15 protein-coding genes and 1 pseudogene are annotated in these 16,080 nt (G+C 70.8%); 6 read left to right on the top strand and 10 right to left on the bottom strand.

All coding sequences use genetic code 11. The features are described 5' to 3' along the window. The 4 genes from C4B68_RS36780 to C4B68_RS36765 all read right to left on the bottom strand — a co-directional run bounded on the left by C4B68_RS36780 (window position 1) and on the right by C4B68_RS36765 (window position 2,993). Complete coding sequence (locus C4B68_RS36780) at window positions 1-408, bottom strand: pyridoxamine 5'-phosphate oxidase family protein (protein ID WP_099502283.1); 408 nt, start codon at window positions 406-408, stop codon at window positions 1-3. After that, entirely contained in the window at window positions 405-2,129 is a 1,725-nt protein-coding gene (locus C4B68_RS36775; protein ID WP_099502284.1) for a SulP family inorganic anion transporter, read from the bottom strand. Before C4B68_RS36775 ends, C4B68_RS36780 begins: the two co-directional genes overlap by 4 nt. Further along, window positions 2,126-2,467, bottom strand: coding sequence for an ArsR/SmtB family transcription factor (locus tag C4B68_RS36770; protein ID WP_099502285.1), 342 nt, complete (start codon window positions 2,465-2,467; stop codon window positions 2,126-2,128). The genes C4B68_RS36775 and C4B68_RS36770 overlap by 4 nt, the downstream gene beginning before the upstream one ends. A 166-nt stretch (window positions 2,468-2,633) precedes the next feature. Further along, window positions 2,634-2,993 carry a zinc ribbon domain-containing protein YjdM gene (locus C4B68_RS36765; protein ID WP_099502286.1) on the bottom strand — a complete coding sequence of 120 codons (360 nt, stop codon included), beginning with the start codon at window positions 2,991-2,993 and terminating at the stop codon, window positions 2,634-2,636. Window positions 2,994-3,263: 270 nt separating this feature from the next. On the opposite strand from C4B68_RS36765, the gene C4B68_RS36760 reads away from it, so the two are divergent. Continuing rightward, window positions 3,264-3,518: a D-alanine--D-alanine ligase family protein gene (locus C4B68_RS36760; RefSeq protein ID WP_240634589.1), complete on the top strand. Its 255-nt coding sequence runs from the start codon at window positions 3,264-3,266 to the stop codon at window positions 3,516-3,518. 115 nt (window positions 3,519-3,633) lie between these two features. On the opposite strand, the pseudogene C4B68_RS44895 reads toward C4B68_RS36760, so the two are convergent. Further along, window positions 3,634-4,838, bottom strand: a pseudogene (locus C4B68_RS44895) (ISAs1 family transposase). Between the two features lie 816 nt (window positions 4,839-5,654). Here C4B68_RS44895 and dhaK point away from each other — a divergent pair. The 5 genes from dhaK to C4B68_RS36720 all read left to right on the top strand — a co-directional run bounded on the left by dhaK (window position 5,655) and on the right by C4B68_RS36720 (window position 10,091). Further along, window positions 5,655-6,647: a dihydroxyacetone kinase subunit DhaK gene (dhaK, locus tag C4B68_RS36740; RefSeq protein WP_099502290.1), complete on the top strand. Its 993-nt coding sequence runs from the start codon at window positions 5,655-5,657 to the stop codon at window positions 6,645-6,647. 203 nt (window positions 6,648-6,850) lie between these two features. Next, the gene (gene dhaL, locus C4B68_RS36735; RefSeq protein WP_099502291.1) at window positions 6,851-7,450 is read left to right on the top strand and encodes a dihydroxyacetone kinase subunit DhaL; all 600 of its coding nucleotides are present in this window, start codon (window positions 6,851-6,853) and stop codon (window positions 7,448-7,450) included. Continuing rightward, on the top strand, window positions 7,443-7,859 hold the full coding sequence (locus C4B68_RS36730) for a PTS-dependent dihydroxyacetone kinase phosphotransferase subunit DhaM (protein WP_099502292.1): 417 nt from the start codon (window positions 7,443-7,445) through the stop codon (window positions 7,857-7,859). Before dhaL ends, C4B68_RS36730 begins: the two co-directional genes overlap by 8 nt. 502 nt (window positions 7,860-8,361) lie before the next feature. Beyond that, complete coding sequence (locus C4B68_RS36725) at window positions 8,362-9,327, top strand: fibronectin type III domain-containing protein (RefSeq protein ID WP_180289272.1); 966 nt, start codon at window positions 8,362-8,364, stop codon at window positions 9,325-9,327. 203 nt (window positions 9,328-9,530) lie between these two features. Further along, window positions 9,531-10,091 (top strand): hypothetical protein, encoded by a 561-nt coding sequence (locus C4B68_RS36720; RefSeq protein ID WP_099502294.1) that lies wholly within the window; start codon window positions 9,531-9,533, stop codon window positions 10,089-10,091. Window positions 10,092-10,268: 177 nt separating this feature from the next. Here the strand turns inward: C4B68_RS36720 and C4B68_RS36715 are convergent, their stop codons facing one another. The 5 genes from C4B68_RS36715 to C4B68_RS36695 form a co-directional block, all read right to left on the bottom strand. Continuing rightward, a complete protein-coding gene (locus C4B68_RS36715) occupies window positions 10,269-10,814 on the bottom strand; it encodes a PadR family transcriptional regulator (protein ID WP_099502295.1) in 546 nt (181 codons plus the stop codon). A gap of 54 nt (window positions 10,815-10,868) precedes the next feature. Then, a complete protein-coding gene (locus C4B68_RS36710; protein WP_099502296.1) occupies window positions 10,869-12,884 on the bottom strand; it encodes an NADPH-dependent 2,4-dienoyl-CoA reductase in 2,016 nt (671 codons plus the stop codon). A gap of 254 nt (window positions 12,885-13,138) precedes the next feature. Further along, entirely contained in the window at window positions 13,139-13,957 is an 819-nt protein-coding gene (locus C4B68_RS36705) for a putative protein N(5)-glutamine methyltransferase (RefSeq protein WP_099502297.1), read from the bottom strand. A 363-nt stretch (window positions 13,958-14,320) separates the two neighbouring features. Then, window positions 14,321-15,073, bottom strand: coding sequence for a GNAT family N-acetyltransferase (locus tag C4B68_RS36700; protein WP_099502298.1), 753 nt, complete (start codon window positions 15,071-15,073; stop codon window positions 14,321-14,323). Continuing rightward, a complete protein-coding gene (locus C4B68_RS36695; protein ID WP_099502299.1) occupies window positions 15,070-15,990 on the bottom strand; it encodes an NADP-dependent oxidoreductase in 921 nt (306 codons plus the stop codon). Before C4B68_RS36695 ends, C4B68_RS36700 begins: the two co-directional genes overlap by 4 nt. Window positions 15,991-16,080: the final 90 nt, after the last annotated feature.

The following is a 16,080-nucleotide window of genomic DNA, read 5'->3' as shown; positions in this document are numbered from 1 at the left end:
TCACGCCTCCGCGCGGGCGAGGCGGAAACCGGCGACGGTCTTGGGGTGCAGGCGCAGCAGGGTGTCGTGCGGGCCGTGGGTCCAGCCGGTCAGGGTGCGCCGGTAGTGGGCGGCCTCGTCGGGGTCCGTGATCACCTCGGCCGGTCCGGAGACGGTGACCGTCCAGCCGGTGCCGGGCACGGCGCGGATCTCGTCCACGTGGTACGTCGCCGTCGCGGGCACCGCCGCGGCCGGGGCCGGAGTACGGACGACCAGGCGGCCGTACTCCCACACGTGCCGGGCCGGCCGCACCACGGTCAGATCCCGCTGCACGTACACCAGCCGGCCCAAACTGCTGCCTTCCAACAGCCACAGGGCCTCCGCGCCGGAGACTTCGACCATACGGAGGGGAGCGGGGGGAGTGCTCATCGGAGGGCTTCCTCGCTGGAGGTTCGGGGCTTCTGTGCGGGAAGAGTGGGTAGGACTCCGGCTGTCTCCAGGTGGTCGCGGGCGGCCCGGATCGCCTCGGGGGTGGTGGCGTACTCCCGGCCCTGGTGACGCAGCAGGTCCAGCGCGCCGACCGAGTCCAGGACCTGGCGCTGGCCGGGGCGTATCCCGGAGGAGAGGACGACGATGCCACGGCGTCGCAGCTTTTCCACCGCGTCCTTCAGGACGAGAGCGCCGGTGGCGTCCATCGTCGACACTCGTGACATGCGCAGGATCACGACGCGGACGTCGGTGACCTCGGTCAGTTCCAGCAGGAAGCGGTGGGCGGCGGCGAAGAACAGCGGCCCGTCGATGCGGTACGCGACGATGTGCTCGGCCAGCAGGGCGTGTTCCTCAGCGCTGTGGTCACCTCGGTCGAGCGGCACCTGGTCGAAGCGGGCCTCTTTGGCGACGGCGCGCAGCGCGAGGGCACCCGCGACGGCCAGGCCGATGATGACGGCGTACACGAGGTCCAGGGCCAGGGTCGCGACGGCGGTGAGGACGAGGATCAGCGCGTCGGAGCGGGTCGCCCTCGCCATCGCCCGCAGCGAGCCGACCTCGACCATGCGGACCGCGGTGGCCAGCAGCACGCCCGCCAGCGCGGCGAGCGGGATCTTCGACACCAGGGGTGCCGTCGCGAAGACGATCACGGCGAGGATCGCGGCGTGGGTGAGGGCGGCGAGCCGGGAGCTCGCGCCCGTCCGGACGTTGACCGCGGTGCGGGCGATCGCGCCGGTCGCCGGTACCCCGCCGAACAGCGGGGCAGCGATGTTGGCGATGCCCTGGCCGAACAACTCGCGGTTGGGGTCGTGCTGCTGGCCGACCGTCATGCCATCGGCAACCGAGGCGGACAGCAGGGACTCCAAGGCGGCCAGGGCGGCGACCGCCACCGCCGGGGCGAGCAGGCTGCCCAACGAGCCGAGGTCGAGGAAGGAGAGGGAGGGTGCAGGGAGACCGGAAGGCAGGGCTCCGATCGGCTTGGCGGCGTCCAGACCGGCGGCCTGCGCGACCACCGTCGCGGCGATCACGGCCAGGATGGAGAACGGAACGGTCGGCCGCCACCGTGCCCCGACCAGCATGACGGCGGCCACCGCGACCGCGAAGCCGACGGCGGTCCAGTTCGGGGACTTGGCGAACTCTTCGATCGCCCGCCAGGTCACCACCAGCACCCGGTCGCCCTCGGGCTTGGGCAGGCCGAGCGCATTCGGGACCTGCTGCAGGCCGATCACGCAGGCGATGCCCAGTGTGAAGCCCTCAACTACGGGCGCGGGGACGTACTGCATGTAGCGCCCGGCCTTGAGCGCGGCGAGGGCGATGAGTATGACGCCGGCCATCAAACCGACCGTGAGGACGCCGGTCGTCCCGTACTCGCCCACGATCGGGACAAGGACCACTGTCATCGCGCCGGTCGGCCCCGACACCTGCAGGTTCGATCCCCCGAAGAGCGCGGCGAGCACACCCGCGACCACCGCGGTCGCCAGGCCCGCCTCCGCGCCCAGTCCGGAGGAGACGCCGAAGCCGAGGGCGAGCGGCAACGCCACGACGGCCACGGTCAGCCCGGCCAGCACGTTCCGACGTGGGTCGCGGCGCATCTCCGTCAGGTCGGCGCGGGCAGGCAGCAGCTCCGCGATCCGGGCCCAGACCCGGCTGATCTGCGAGGTCATCGGGCGGCGACCTCCGCTTCCCGCAGCTCGGCGAGCAGTTTGCCCTGCCCGGCCAGCATCTCGGTCAGGATCCGCCGTGCGGCCTTCATCAGGTCGGCCACGTCCCCGTCGGCAAGCTCGTAGACGACGGTCGAGCCCTCGCGAGCGGAGGTGACGATCCCCGAGCGGCGCAGCACCGCCAGCTGCTGCGACAGGCTGGAGGGCTCCACCTCGATGGCGGCGAGCAGGTCCCGCACCGGCATCGGTCCGTCCTGCAGCAGCTCCAGCACCCGTATCCGTACGGGATGCCCCAGCATTCGGAAGAACTCGGCCTGGGCCTGGTACAGCGGAACGGACACGACCCCTCGGCTTCCCTTACGAGCCCCGCCCCGGGGGCGGACGCGAAAGGCTGTGCCCGCGGCTACCTGCGAACACAGCCAACATAGCATCTAACCAATTGCGAAATTTTGCAATTCAGCATCAGGCTGCCGCACCAGTGCTCCCGCCATGGACGGGGCGACGGAATCAGGCTTTCTTGACCACGCTCGACTTGAGCTGCATCGCCCCGAAACCGTCGACCTTGCAGTCGATGTCGTGCCCGTCGACCCCGTCGACCAGCCGGATGTTGCGCACCTTGGTGCCCGCCTTGATCCCCGAGGGGCTTCCCTTGACCTTGAGCGCCTTGACCACGACCACGGTGTCGCCGTCCAGCAGCACATTGCCGACGGCGTCCTTCACGACACGCTCCCCGGCGGTGTCCCCACCCTCGGTGACACTCTCGGCCGGAACCCATTCGTGGCCACACTCAGGGCACACCACAAGGGCGTTCATCTCGTAGGTGTACTCACAGGAGCACTTCGGGCAGGGCGGAGGATTCTCGATCATCCCGTCAGGGTATCCGGCGCCGCTTCCCGGACCGCCCCTCGGCCGACGTGCCGGGTCGTAGCACCGCGGGGGGAGAAGGAGAGAGCGGCAGGAGCACCCCTGCCGCAGACGTCCCCAACGGGACACCAGGGTGGCCGCTTGCTCGCGGTGCAGGAACGGGACGAGGTGCTCACCGAGGCGGGCGACCTACACCGTCGCCCCCGCAGGGACGGAGTTCCGGGTCCGGCCGGGCGCGGAGCCTCCGGATGTGGGTTGGAGCACATTCGGTCGATGCTGAGCCTCGGTGTCCCCACGCCCGACTGGTGGGTGAGGTCCGGCGGCCCGGCGACCTGGAACGGACGGGACGTGATGGTCAAGCCACCCTTCGGCAGCTCCAGCGTCGGCATGAGCCTGGTCCGCGATCAGGCGGACCTTCCCAGGGCTCTGGCTACCGGCGGACAGGGCGACGCCGTACTGGTCGAGGACTACCTCGCTGGGGCGCCGTGGGCGCCGAGATGGTCGGACTCACGCACACGGGTGTCCTAGCAGGAATGCTGCGCTAGGCGCTTGCCCGTCCGCCATACGACGGTTGTGCGCGGCCCACGACGTCCCGGCGGGCCTTCACCACTGGACGCCGGGGAGTCCCGATCGTCTGTTTCGTTCAAGGGATGCCGTGCAGGGCGAGGGCGGTGTCGGGACGGGTGTGGGCGCGTCGGCCGCTGGCGATGTTGGCCCAGCCGGCCCGGTGGAGGGTGGCGCGTACGAGATCTCGCAGGGCGCTCATGACGGTGGGGGTGCGGTGGCGGCGAATGCGGCTGGCGTCCTCGGCGAAGGACGTCTTTGGTCCAGTGGACGGTGTCCCCGATGATCCAGTGGCCGCTTGCCCAGGCCGCGATCTCTGCTGGGGTGGCTTGTCCGGCGGTCAGGTCGGTGACGGCGTAGACGGTCTCGGTCTGCACTTCCTGGTGCCGATGCGGCGGCGTTTGCGGTGGATGCGCACTACTTGGCGGGCGCGCGGGAACAGGAGTCCGTTCACGGTGACGACCTTGACTTCGCGGACCCCCTCACGGCCGTGGCCGCGATCTCGGGACTTGCCCAGGACGGGGACCTGGTTCCAGGGCAGCTTTTTCAACTGCCGTGCCAGGTTGGGCTGGTTGTTCTTCACGGAGAGCAGGTAGTGGGCGCCGCGGTCTTCGACGAGGTAGCGGGCGTGGTCCTTCTGGGCGTGCAGGGCGTCCACAGCGACGACGGCGTCGGCCAGATCGGTGTCGTCGATGGTGTCCAGCAGCGGGGCGAAATCGGGGATTTCGTTGGTCTTCGCGCCGATCTGGCCCAAGGCTGCGGTCAGGGTGTCGTCGTGGCGCACGGCGGTCATCACGAAGACGCGGCTGCCGTCATCCCGGACCGCTCCGCGTAGGCATGTGCCGTCCACGGCGAAGGCGCGGCGCCTCGGTTCGTCCGTGTCCTGGCGGCGGGCGGCCGCGCGGTGGGCGCGACGTTGCTCGCGTTCGTGACACCGTCGGGGCCGCAGGCGCCTGCGTTCGCAGGTGTCAGTGCCGCGAGCCGGCCGAAGCCGGCCGCGGTCAGCGCGGCGGCATCCACCCGCGCGAACACATCGCGCAGGGTCCGCTCACCCGGGGCCCGCAAGCGTCCGGCGAACGGATCGAACGGGCAGCCCAGGCGGGTCAGCACCGCCTGGTGGCAGCGGCGTGCCCATTCGGCAATCGCGGTAAGGGAGTTGTGGCCCGCGCACGTCATGGCGCACACCCCTACTGCGAGCAGCGTCGCCAGCGGAAAGCGCACCCCGCGGCGGTCGCGCGGGTCGGAGGCGACTTCACCATGCGAACGATGGCGCGGCACGTCCAGCGTGCACCGTCGCGGGTCCGGATTCCCTCGCGTTCAAGGTCGTGCGCGACACTCATCGCCGAGCGGCCTTTGAGGAGTTCGCCTGCTCATCGGCGGAGAGGTCTTTGAAATGGCAGGTGATGGTGAACGACTCCGCTCGACCGTCCGACCCCACGTGGTGGTCATCCCTGGTAATACGATTTATGTCGGCAGCCGTGCAGACATAGCGTGATCGCATCAACGACGACGGTTCTTACTGCTGTCGTTGTCGGAGCGCTGGTTTCATCCACCAAAGGCGATACGAAGTAAACCGTCCGGACCCCCTGTTTCCGACGCGAGGAGCCGAAGATCCGCAATTTCTCGTCCCGCAATTGAGCATGGTGCATCGGCGCCCCCACGTGATGGGCCTGAGCCATACTCAGCGCAGATGTTTACAACCGCCTCACTGCCCTAGCCGTACGCGGTTTTCACTCCGCACATAGGAGAACGTCCGTTTCCGAGTACTGATATGCAGCAACTCGGCACGTCTTGCCGATCACCCGTCGTCCCGGGCAGGTACCAACCAAGCAGACGACTCACGCAGCCCAAACACGTCGTCACACGTGACCATTGCTCCCGCAGAGCCGATACTGCCGAGAGCGGCCCCGCAGACCGCCGATCTGCACGCCAGCCAGACGTGACGACCAGTCAGCCAAGTCAGCAAGGGGTCAGCATCAACCCCGCCAGACTCCGCCTGCGCGCGCCACGCACTGCCAAGATCGACAACAAGGCGAACCCGCTCTGACCAGTAATAACACCGGTCAAGCACCAAGCTGCTAATCCCACCAGGAGGTATCCATGAAGATGCTCATCAACGTGGCGGAGACGGTGGTCGCGGACGCGCTGCGGGGCATGGCGGCCGCGCATCCGGAGCTGACGGTGGACGTCGAGAACCGGGTCATCGTACGGCGGGACGCTCCGGTGCCCGGAAAGGTGGGCCTCGTCTCCGGCGGGGGGTCGGGGCACGAGCCGCTGCACGGCGGTTTCGTGGGTCCCGGGATGCTGTCGGCGGCCTGTCCCGGCGAGGTGTTCACGTCCCCGGTGCCGGACCAGATGGTACGGGCCGCGGCCGCCGTGGACAGCGGTGCGGGCGTGCTGTTCATCGTGAAGAACTACACGGGTGACGTGCTCAACTTCGACATGGCGGCCGAGCTCGCCGAGGACGAGGGCATCCAGGTCGCGAAGGTCCTCGTCAACGACGATGTGGCCGTGACCGACAGCCTCTACACGGCCGGGCGGCGCGGCACCGGCGCGACGCTGTTCGTGGAGAAGATCGCGGGTGCCGCCGCCGAGGAGGGAGCACCGCTGGAGCGGGTCGAGGCGCTGGCCCGGCAGGTCAACGAGAGCTCCCGCAGTTTCGGCGTCGCACTGAGCGCCTGTACGACCCCGGCCAAGGGCAGCCCGACCTTCGACCTGCCGCCCGGGGAGCTGGAGCTCGGCGTGGGCATCCACGGCGAGCCGGGACGGGAGCGGCGCGCGATGATGACCTCGCGGGAGATCGCCGACTTCTCGGTGAACGCGGTCCTGGAGGACCTCGATCCGCGTAATCCGGTACTGGTCCTGGTCAACGGCATGGGCGCCACCCCGCTGCTCGAGCTGTACGGCTTCAACGCGGAGGTCCAGCGGGTGCTGGTCGAGCGCGGAATCCCCGTGGCCCGCACGCTGGTCGGCAACTATGTCACCTCGCTGGACATGGCGGGCGCCTCGGTGACGCTGTGCCAGGTGGACGAGGAGCTGCTCCGCCTGTGGGACGCGCCGGTGAAAACACCGGGGCTGCGCTGGGGCATGTGAACGCGGTCAACAAGCAGTCGCTCGTGTTGGAGGCAGATGAGCCCCAGGCAACAAGGCGCCGCTCGCCGAGGATTGCCTGTGAACCCGGTTAACAGGCAATCGCCCGCCGACGGCCGACAACCAGCCACCGCCCGCACCACTCCGTCAATGCCCGGTCACCACTGGTCCGCGCAGTCAACGTTCGCACCACGCAAGGAGATTCCGTGCTCGACGCCGATTACTTCCGCCGTTGGATGACCGCGACCGCCGCATCCGTGGACCGCGAGGCGCAGCGGCTCACAGAGCTGGACTCGCCGATCGGCGACGCCGACCACGGCAAGAACATGCAGCGCGGATTCACCGCCGTAGTGGCCGCTCTGGAGAAGGAGGCGCCGGACACGCCCGGCGCCATCCTCATGCTCGCCGGGCGGCAGCTGATCTCGACGGTCGGCGGCGCGTCGGGGCCGCTGTACGGCACTCTGCTGCGCCGGACCGGCAAGGCGCTCGGGGACGCCGCCGAGGTCAGCGAGGAGCAGTTCGCGGACGCGCTGCGCACGGGCGTCGACGCCGTGATGACGCTGGGCGGAGCCGCGCCCGGCGACAAGACCATGATCGACGCGTTGGTACCCGCGGTGGACGCCCTGCCCGACTCCTTCACGGCGGCGCGGGCCGCCGCCGAGGAGGGCGCCGTCGCGACGACACCGTTGCTGGCCCGCAAGGGCCGGGCGAGCTATCTGGGCGAGCGCAGCATCGGGCACCAGGACCCCGGCGCCACGTCCTCGGCGCTCATGGTCGCGGCACTCGTGGAGGCAGCCGATGAGTGACCCTACGGACAAGCTCGTGGGGATCGTGCTGGTCTCCCACAGCGCCGCCGTCTCCGCTTCCGTGGCCGAGCTGGCGATCGGCCTCGCGGGCGGCGGCACGACCGCTCCCGTCGCCCCGGCGGGCGGCACCGTGGACGGCGGCCTCGGCACCAGCGCCGAGCTGATCGCCGCCGCGGCCGCCTCCGTGGACCGCGGCGCCGGGATCGCCGTCCTCACCGACCTCGGCAGCGCGGTCCTCACCGTGAAGGCGTTGCTCGCCGAGGGAGACGAACTCCCGGACCAGACCCGTCTCGTAGACGCACCCTTCGTCGAGGGCGCGGTGGCCGCCGTCGTCACGGCCTCGACGGGCGCGGACCTCGCCGCGGTGGAGGCTGCGGCCACGGAGGCGTACACGTACCGGAAGGTATAAGAGAATGCTCAATCTCACCCTTCCGTGGGAGTGCATTCGCCGCGACGCCGAGCAGCGAGGCGATACCGAGCTGGGACTACAGGTTGAGGTCGGATCCGACGCTGAACGCCTGTACCGGAAAGCCGGTTTCACTCGAGATTCGTCTTGACGTCGTATCTGCGGCAGCCCGCATAAGGGTTTTCCCCGGCGTCGGCGAAGCCACGGTGCACGGCGTCCTGGCGGGCGCCATGCGGCCGAGGGCCCGAGCCGTAGTCGGCCCCGGCCACTCGACCGCCCTCGCCGGCGCGGGATCAGCGACGACAGCGGGTCCGCGCCATGGACGTGAACTCTCCTGATTCAAGGGCGAGTTCACGCCGCGTCAAGGATCAGCATACGTACCCGCACGGCGGCCCGGCGAACGGCCACCCAGCCTCTTGATGTGATCGCGCCAGCCGTGTCTTATAGGTACAGACCAATCACGTCGAGGGAAGGCAGGACCGTGCGACCCGTTCCCCTTGCCGTGATGTGCGCGATGATCTGCGGCTCGCTCCTCGTGCTGGCGTCCTGCGGGTGGGGCGCACGGAACGACGATCAGGGCGAACGACTACCCTCGGCGCCGATGGGCGTGACCGCGGCTGCGGGCAGCGCGACCAGCGTGCACGTCATGTGGAACCGGGCGTCCGGGGATCCGGAGGTCAGCCGCTACGAGGTATATCGCGGCACCACGAAGGTCGAGGAAGTGCCCGGTGCGGAGCACATGGTGGACATCACCAGGCTCCAGCCGTCCACGACGTACGTCTTCACGGTCCGGGCCCGGAACGCCGCCGGGGACTCCGGACCGCCCAGCAAGCGGGTGCGCGCCACCACTCCGGCAGCGGTCGCGGCCGATCACACGGCCCCCACCCGTCCCGGCCGGCCGAACGGCAAGGCAGTCGGGAGCCGGGCGGTCCAGTTGGCCTGGGAGAAGTCGACGGACGACCGCGGCGTGGCCTCGTACGACATCTATCAGGGCACCTCGAAGATCCACAGCGTCGGCGGGGCGCAGACGGCGACCGTGGTCACCGGGCTGCGGCCGGGCACCCGCTACGCGTTCACCGTGCGGGCGCGCGACGCGGCGGACAACGTCTCGCCGGGCAGCGACACCGTGCGGCTCACCACCGCGCCCGGCTCGGACGACGGCCGGGGCACGGCGCCGACCGGCTTCCGTGCGACGACGCACCGCGCCGACGGGGCGTACTACATCGATCTGTCATGGGTCGCGCCCGCGGTGGACGGGGTGATCACGGAGTATCAGATCCATCTCGACGGACTTCCGGCCACCTCGCTGGTGTGGGGCGGCACTCCGCCGCGCGGCACGTCCACGTACAGCTTCTACGTGGGCCGGGACGCCGGGGTCGCGCACCGGGTACGGATCAGGGCGAAACTGCCGGACGGGACGTGGGGCGGGTTCTCGGCAGAGCGCACGGTCATGACGGGGAACCAGCGATAACGGACGCATGAGCCCCGGCGGCCGGCCGGACGAACGAGCACGCGACAGTCGGCCGGACGAAGGAATTCGTCACCTGCCCGGTCTCCGTCCGCATGCGGGCCGGGCCGGGGGCACGTTGGCTCTCCCTGAGGCAGCACGGGCCTTCCCCATCCTCGGCGGCGCGACGGGATGTACCGCCAACCGTGCCGCTGGAGGGCAGTCCTATGCGTACTACTCAGACACTTCTCCGTTCCGGCCTGACCGTGGCAGCCGCCGCTGCGCTTCCGCTCACCCTGGCCGCTCCGTCGGCCGTCGCGGTCGGGGGAATCTCCGTGAGCACCACCGGTTCCAATGTCTCGGTCACCACAAGCGCGTGTCCGAGCAACGGCGGCAGCTACGGCAGCGCCTCCTTGCTCTCCAGTGGACAGGCGAACTTCTCCCAAGGGCGCCAAGCGACGTTGACGGGGACGAGCACTGGCCAGTCCGCGTCCTGGTCGGGCGTGAGTCCGGGCACCTATACCGTCATCGTGGTCTGCGCGGACGGAACGACGGCGGGCACCCAGTCCGTGATCGTCTCCGCCGCCGCGAACCTCACCCCGAATGCGGCCACGAAGCCCACGATCTCCACGACGACCGCGCCCTCGCGCGGGGTCGCGGGCGGTTTCGGCGGAACGGTCAAGGATTACGGCACGGTCACCCTCGTGGGCGGCGCGGTGCTGGTCGCCACGGGCACCGTGGCCGCTGCCTGGTTCCTGCGGCGCCGGGCCAAGCCCCACCGGCTCTGATGCGAGGGTCCGTCATATCGGCGGCCGTCCACCCGACTCCGGTCGGAGGGGCGGCCGCCTCTTTGCACGCGGCCTCTTCCACGCCGTCCCCTCGAAAGCCGTCTCCTCGCGAGCCGTCCCCTCGCGAGCCGTCCCCTCGCGAGCCGTCCCCTCGCGAGCCGCCTCCTCGCACGCCGCCTACTCCGGCGCGGGCAGCTGCTCGAGCTCCTCCAGCGCATGCGTCAGCCACTGGGTCCAGAAGGTCTCCAGATCGATGCCCGCGCGCAGGATCAGATGATGGATACGGTCCTGCGCGGAGTCCTTGCCCGGCGGGAAGTCCTGCTTCTCGATCTCCTCATACTCGGCCAACTGCCGCTGATGCAGGGCGAGATGGCGGCGCAGGTCGGCGTCGATGCCCTCGGTGCCGACGACGGCCGAGGCACGCAGACGCAGCAGCAGCGCGTCGCGCAGGGGTTTCGGGTCCTGGGAGGCGGCGGTCCAGCGGGCGAGTTCGGCGCGGCCCGCGGGCAGGACTTCGTACCTCTTCTTCTGTCCCCGGGTCGGCTGCTCGGTCGGGAGGGCGCGGATGTGACCCTCGGCCTCCAGTTTTCCCAGCTCGCGATAGATCTGCTGATGCGTCGCCGACCAGAAGTACCCGATCGACTTGTCGAACCGCCGGGTCAGTTCGAGGCCGGAGGACGGCTTTTCGAGCAGGGCGGTGAGGATCGCGTGCGGGAGTGACATGGGAGCCATCCTAGGGAGGGCCGCCCCAGGGGACGGCCCTCGTGCCTTCGGCTCCTACAGCGCCGCGGCCAGCTCGGTGCCCTGCTTGATGGCGCGCTTGGCGTCGAGTTCGGCGGCCACGTCGGCGCCGCCGATGAGGTGCGCGCTGCGCCCGGCGGCGAGCAGCTCCTCGTACAGGTCGCGGCGCGGCTCCTGCCCGGTGCACAGCACGATCGTGTCGACGTCCAGAAGGCGGCTCTCTCCGTCGACGGTGAGGTGCAGTCCTGCGTCGTCGATCCGGTCGTACTGGACGCCCGGAACCATGGTGACGCCGCGGTGCTTGAGCTCGGTGCGGTGGATCCAGCCGGTGGTCTTGCCGAGTCCGGCGCCGACCTTGGAGGTCTTGCGCTGCAGGAGGTGGACGGTGCGGGGCGGGGCGGGCCGCTCGGGCGCGGCGAGGCCGCCGGGGGCGCGGTAGTCCATGTCGACGCCCCAGTTCCGGAAGTACGTCGCCGGGTCCTCGCTCGCCTTGTCGCCGCTGTCGGTGAGGTACTCGGCGACGTCGAATCCGATGCCGCCGGCGCCGAGGATCGCGACGCGGTCGCCGACGTGGGCGCCGTCGCGCAGCACGTCGAGGTAGCCGAGGACGCTGGGGTGGTCGACGCCGGGGATCTCGGGGGTGCGGGGGCTGACGCCGGTGGCGACGACGACCTCGTCGTACTCGGCGAGGGCGTCCGCGTCGGCGTAGGTGCCGAGCCGCACGTCCACGCCGTGCTCTTCCAGCCGGGTGCGGAAGTAGCGGATGGTTTCGTCGAACTCCTGCTTGCCGGGGACCTTGCGGGCCACGTTCAGCTGGCCGCCGATCTCGCTCGCGGCGTCGTACAGGGTGACGTCGTGGCCGCGCTCGGCGGCGGAGACGGCACAGGCGAGCCCGGCGGGACCGGCGCCGACGACGGCGACGCGCTTGCGCAGCCGGGTCGGGGACAGGACGAGCTCGGTCTCGTGGCAGGCGCGGGGGTTGACCAGGCAGGAGGTGATCTTGCCGCTGAAGGTGTGGTCGAGGCAGGCCTGGTTGCAGCCGATGCAGGTGTTGATGGCCTCGGGGCGCCCGGCTTCCGCCTTGGCGACGAAGTCGGGGTCGGCGAGCATCGGGCGGGCCAGCGACACCATGTCCGCATGGCCCTCGGCGATCAACTGCTCAGCCAGCTCGGGGGTGTTGATGCGATTGGTCGTCACCAGCGGGATGGCGACGGCGCCCATGACCTTCTTCGTGACCCAGGCGTACGCGCCGCGCGGCACCGAGGTCGCGATGGTGGGGATACGGGCCTCGTGCCAGCCGATGCCGGTGTTGATGATCGTCGCCCCGGCCGCTTCGACGGCCTTGGCCAGCGTGATCACCTCGTCCAGCGAGGAGCCGCCCGGCACGAGGTCGAGCATCGACAGCCGGTAGATGATGATGAAGTCCTCACCCACCGCCTCACGCACACGCCGGACGATCTCGACGGGGAAGCGCATCCGGTTCTCGTACGAGCCGCCCCAGCGGTCCTCGCGCTGGTTGGTCTGGGCGGCGATGAACTCGTTGATGAGGTAGCCCTCGGAGCCCATGATCTCGACGCCGTCGTACCCGGCCTGCCGCGCCAGGCGGGCGGTGCGGGCGTAGTCGTCGATGGTCTGCTCGACCTCGGCGTCGGTGAGCGCGTGCGGCGGGAAGGGGCTGATCGGCGCCTGCAGGGCGCTCGGGGCGACCAGGTCCCGGTGGTAGGCGTACCGCCCGAAGTGCAGGATCTGCAGGGCGATCTTGCCGCCCTCACGGTGCACCGCGGCGGTGATCTCCGTGTGCTGCCCGGCCTCCGCCTCGGTGGTCAGCTTGGCGCCCCCCTCGTACGGCCTGCCTGACTCGTTCGGGGCGATGCCACCGGTGACGATGAGCCCGACACCGCCGCGCGCCCGGGCGGCGTAGAAGGCGGCCATCCGCTCGAAGCCGCGCTCGGCCTCCTCCAGGCCCACGTGCATCGAGCCCATGAGGACCCGGTTGGGAAGCGTCGTGAAACCCAGGTCGAGCGGGGTCAGCAGGTGCGGGTAACGGCTCATCGGGCCCTCCGTAGGGGTGTCGTACGTCTGTTGTAGACGACGGCCCCACCCTTGTGCAACTAGTTGCATAACGATCGCCGTCGACGCCTGGGCCCGGGCGGCGAAGATCGACGTACCCGTGCTGGCCGTCAACGGCGGGATCGATTCGGTCGACCACCTCGGCATGGCGGAACGCCTCGTGCGCACCGTCGCCACGGCCGGTCGACGACCGTTGACGACACCGCGCACTACCCGAACATGGAACGACCGGGCGCCTACAACGCGATCCTCTGGGACTTCCTCCGCTCGCTGGAACTCTGACGCCGCGTGCCGATCACGACGTTGGCGTGGAGCTCCTCCGATACGGCGAGCCTCGTGTGGAGACCGCCACGGGTGAACGCCTCCACGGCGAGCGCGGCCTGGCGTTCGCTCGTCTCGACGAGGAGGGAGCCGCCGGGGGCCAGCCACCGGGACGCCTCGGTGGTGACGCGGCGCAGGACCTCCAGGCCGTCCGAGCCGCCGTCGAGGGCGACCAGGGGCTCGTGGTCGCGGGCCTCGGCCGGCAGCAGCGCGACCTCGTCCGTGGGAACGTACGGCACGTTGGCGGCCAGGATGCCGACGCGGCCGCGCAGTTCGTCCGGGAGGGCGGCGAACAGGTCGCCCTGGTGGACATGTCCGGCGAACGGCGCGACATTGCCGCGCGCGCAGCGCACCGCGGCCGGGTCGATGTCGGCCGCGTGCAGCTCGGGCCCGCCGAGCCCGGCCGCCAGGGCGGCACCGACCGCGCCCGAGCCGCAGCACAGGTCCACGACGACGGAGGCGTCCCGCCCGAGGGCGAGGGCCTGTTCGACGAGGAACTCGGTGCGGCGCCGGGGCACGAAGACGCCCGGTTCCACGGCGACCCGCAGGCCGTGGAACTCGGCCCAGCCCAGGACGTGTTCAAGGGGAAGCCCACGGACGCGCCGGTCGACCATGGCGGCGACGTCCTCGGGCGTGCGGGCAGTGGAGAGGATCAACTCCGCCTCGTCCTCGGCGAAGACGCAGCCGGCGGTACGGAGCGCGCCGACGACAGTGGAGCGGGAAAGTGGTGGCATGGAGCCGAGAAGCCTTTCGGAGACCGAAGGGCGCTCTCGCGGTCGCCTAAGGGCGGTGATCCGCGCTGCTTCGAGATGAGAGCACCCGAGCCGACACAGCAGAAATGGGTCTCACCTCCTCGGTCACGACCCGGCCGGGACGATCCGCGGTCGGGACGGTCACCCTAGCAGGAGCGGTCGGACGCCGAGGGTCCCGGGATCGGCGTTGTGCTGCGCCGACGGTGATCCGTGGGTCCAGGCCCCGTTCAGGGGCGGAGCTCTGGTGCTTCCAAGACGAAGTCGGTCAACTGCGCCCTGTCCTCCGGCAGTTCCCCGAGGGTGTCGTCGAAATCCCCGAGGGTGCCGTCGAAGAGGAGCGACCGGTCAGCGGACCCCTACGACGCGCACGTCCTCCAGGTGCTCGGGCACCCGCGCCGCCATGAAGCGCGTGGTGCGGCGCAGCCGGAAGCCGAGGGACTCGTAGAGCCGGATGGCGTTGGTGTTGTCGGCCGCGGTGTGCAGGAACGGGGTCTCGCCGCGCTCGCGGATGCCGTGGGCGACGGCAAGGATCAGCCGGGTGGCCAGGCCCTCGCCGCGGAAGCCGGGGTCGGTGCAGACCGCGCTGATCTCGGTCCAGCCCGGCGGGTGCAGCCGCTCCCCCGCCATGGCGATGAGGGCGCCGTTCCGGCGTATCCCCAGGTAGGTGCCCAGATCGACGGTGCGCGGCAGGAACGGGCCGGGTCTGGTCCGTTCGACCAGGTCGAGCATCTCGGGCACATCGGCCGGGCCGAGCCGTACGGCCTCGGCGTCCGGTGCCGCGGCGATCCCGTCGTCGACGAGCTGGACGCCCTCCAAGCTGAAGGTCACCTCCCAGCCGTCCGGGACCGGTCCGGTGAAGCCGGCCAGCGGCGCCTCGGCGCCGGGGCCGGCCAGGGCCGCAAGGTCCGCCCAGTCGGCGGCGTCCGGCTCGTCCGGCAGCGCCAGCCACGGCGACACGTCCACGGGGTAGCGCAGGACGCGGCCGCGGCGTTCGGCGAAGTGGGCGTGCGGGCCGCTCAGCGAACCGAGGGCGGGGTTGTCCAGCGGGTGCGCGCGCGGCCGAAGCGGCGGTGGTGTGCGCGGCGACGTCGGGCTCATGCGGACACCTCGATCACGGTCTTGCCGCGCGCGTGACCGTCCTCGACGGTGCGCAGTGCCTCGCCGGCCCGGTCGAGCGGGAAGGTCCGCGTCACGAACGGCCGCAGCTCTCCCCCGACCGCGAGCTTCGCCACCTCGTCGAGTACGGCGGCGGTGTGGGCCCGCGCGACAGGAACGCCCCCGAGCCGTGCGGCCGTCTCCCGGTCGGCGCCGGTGATCAGCTTCGTACGGTCGGTCAGCAGCGTCGCCGCCGCTTCAAGAACCTCACCGCCGACGAGGTCGAACACGGCGTCCACACCGTCCGGCGCCACCGTACGCACCCGCTCCGCGAGGTCGGGCCCCGACGGGACGTGCACGGCCCCGAGCGACTCGACGAAGTCCTTCTTGCCGTCGCTCGCGACGGCGACGACGCGCAGCCCGAAGGCACGCGCGATCTGCGTGGCGGCGACGCCGACCCCACCGCCCGCGCCGGTGATCAGCACGGTCGCGCCGGCGGACAGGCCGAGCTGGCGGATTCCGTCGTACGCGGTCGCCGCCGCGACGGGCAGGGTCGCGGCGTCCGCGAAGGACAGGTCGGCGGGCTTGTGCGCGGTAACGGCGACGGGCAGCAGCGCGTACTCGGCGTATCCGCCGGCCACCGGGTTGCCGAAGACCTCGTCCCCCGCGGTGAAGCCGGTCACGCCGGCACCAACCTCCTCGACGACCCCGGCGACCTCGTTGCCGAACACGGCGGGCAGCTCGCGCGCGGGGCCGCCCGGGCGGCGGTAGCCCGTCCGCTGCTTCCAGTCGACGGGGTTCACGCCCGCCGCGCGCACCGCGACGAGGAGCTGTCCGGGACCCGGGCTCGGCCGGTCGCGCTCCACCAGGGCCTCGGTCTCCGGGCCGCCGTACCGCGTGAAGACGTACGCCTTGGGCATCTGCTGCCTCACTCTCCTTCGCTGTCACCGGTCGCCGGCCCACGTCACCGGTTGCGGAGGCCACCGGCCGTCGGCACTAGCGGCAAGGAA

The organism is Streptomyces dengpaensis, from assembly GCF_002946835.1.
Classification (GTDB): domain Bacteria; phylum Actinomycetota; class Actinomycetes; order Streptomycetales; family Streptomycetaceae; genus Streptomyces; species Streptomyces dengpaensis.
The sequence above is the reverse complement of the archived record's forward strand: the minus strand, read 5'-3'. Positions and strand labels throughout refer to the sequence as shown.

What these genes read in the sequence shown, in the direction of transcription:
- C4B68_RS36780 (WP_099502283.1), bottom strand. Translation starts at nt 408, where the DNA reads ATGAGCACTCCCCCCGCTCCCCTCCGTATGGTCGAAGTCTCCGGCGCG.
- C4B68_RS36775 (WP_099502284.1), bottom strand. Translation starts at nt 2,129, where the DNA reads ATGACCTCGCAGATCAGCCGGGTCTGGGCCCGGATCGCGGAGCTGCTG.
- C4B68_RS36765 (WP_099502286.1), bottom strand. Translation starts at nt 2,993, where the DNA reads ATGATCGAGAATCCTCCGCCCTGCCCGAAGTGCTCCTGTGAGTACACC.
- C4B68_RS36760 (WP_240634589.1), top strand. Translation starts at nt 3,264, where the DNA reads ATGCTGAGCCTCGGTGTCCCCACGCCCGACTGGTGGGTGAGGTCCGGC.
- dhaK (WP_099502290.1), top strand. Translation starts at nt 5,655, where the DNA reads ATGAAGATGCTCATCAACGTGGCGGAGACGGTGGTCGCGGACGCGCTG.
- C4B68_RS36730 (WP_099502292.1), top strand. Translation starts at nt 7,443, where the DNA reads ATGAGTGACCCTACGGACAAGCTCGTGGGGATCGTGCTGGTCTCCCAC.
- C4B68_RS36725 (WP_180289272.1), top strand. Translation starts at nt 8,362, where the DNA reads ATGTGCGCGATGATCTGCGGCTCGCTCCTCGTGCTGGCGTCCTGCGGG.
- C4B68_RS36720 (WP_099502294.1), top strand. Translation starts at nt 9,531, where the DNA reads ATGCGTACTACTCAGACACTTCTCCGTTCCGGCCTGACCGTGGCAGCC.
- C4B68_RS36715 (WP_099502295.1), bottom strand. Translation starts at nt 10,814, where the DNA reads ATGTCACTCCCGCACGCGATCCTCACCGCCCTGCTCGAAAAGCCGTCC.
- C4B68_RS36710 (WP_099502296.1), bottom strand. Translation starts at nt 12,884, where the DNA reads ATGAGCCGTTACCCGCACCTGCTGACCCCGCTCGACCTGGGTTTCACG.
- C4B68_RS36705 (WP_099502297.1), bottom strand. Translation starts at nt 13,957, where the DNA reads ATGCCACCACTTTCCCGCTCCACTGTCGTCGGCGCGCTCCGTACCGCC.
- C4B68_RS36700 (WP_099502298.1), bottom strand. Translation starts at nt 15,073, where the DNA reads ATGAGCCCGACGTCGCCGCGCACACCACCGCCGCTTCGGCCGCGCGCG.
- C4B68_RS36695 (WP_099502299.1), bottom strand. Translation starts at nt 15,990, where the DNA reads ATGCCCAAGGCGTACGTCTTCACGCGGTACGGCGGCCCGGAGACCGAG.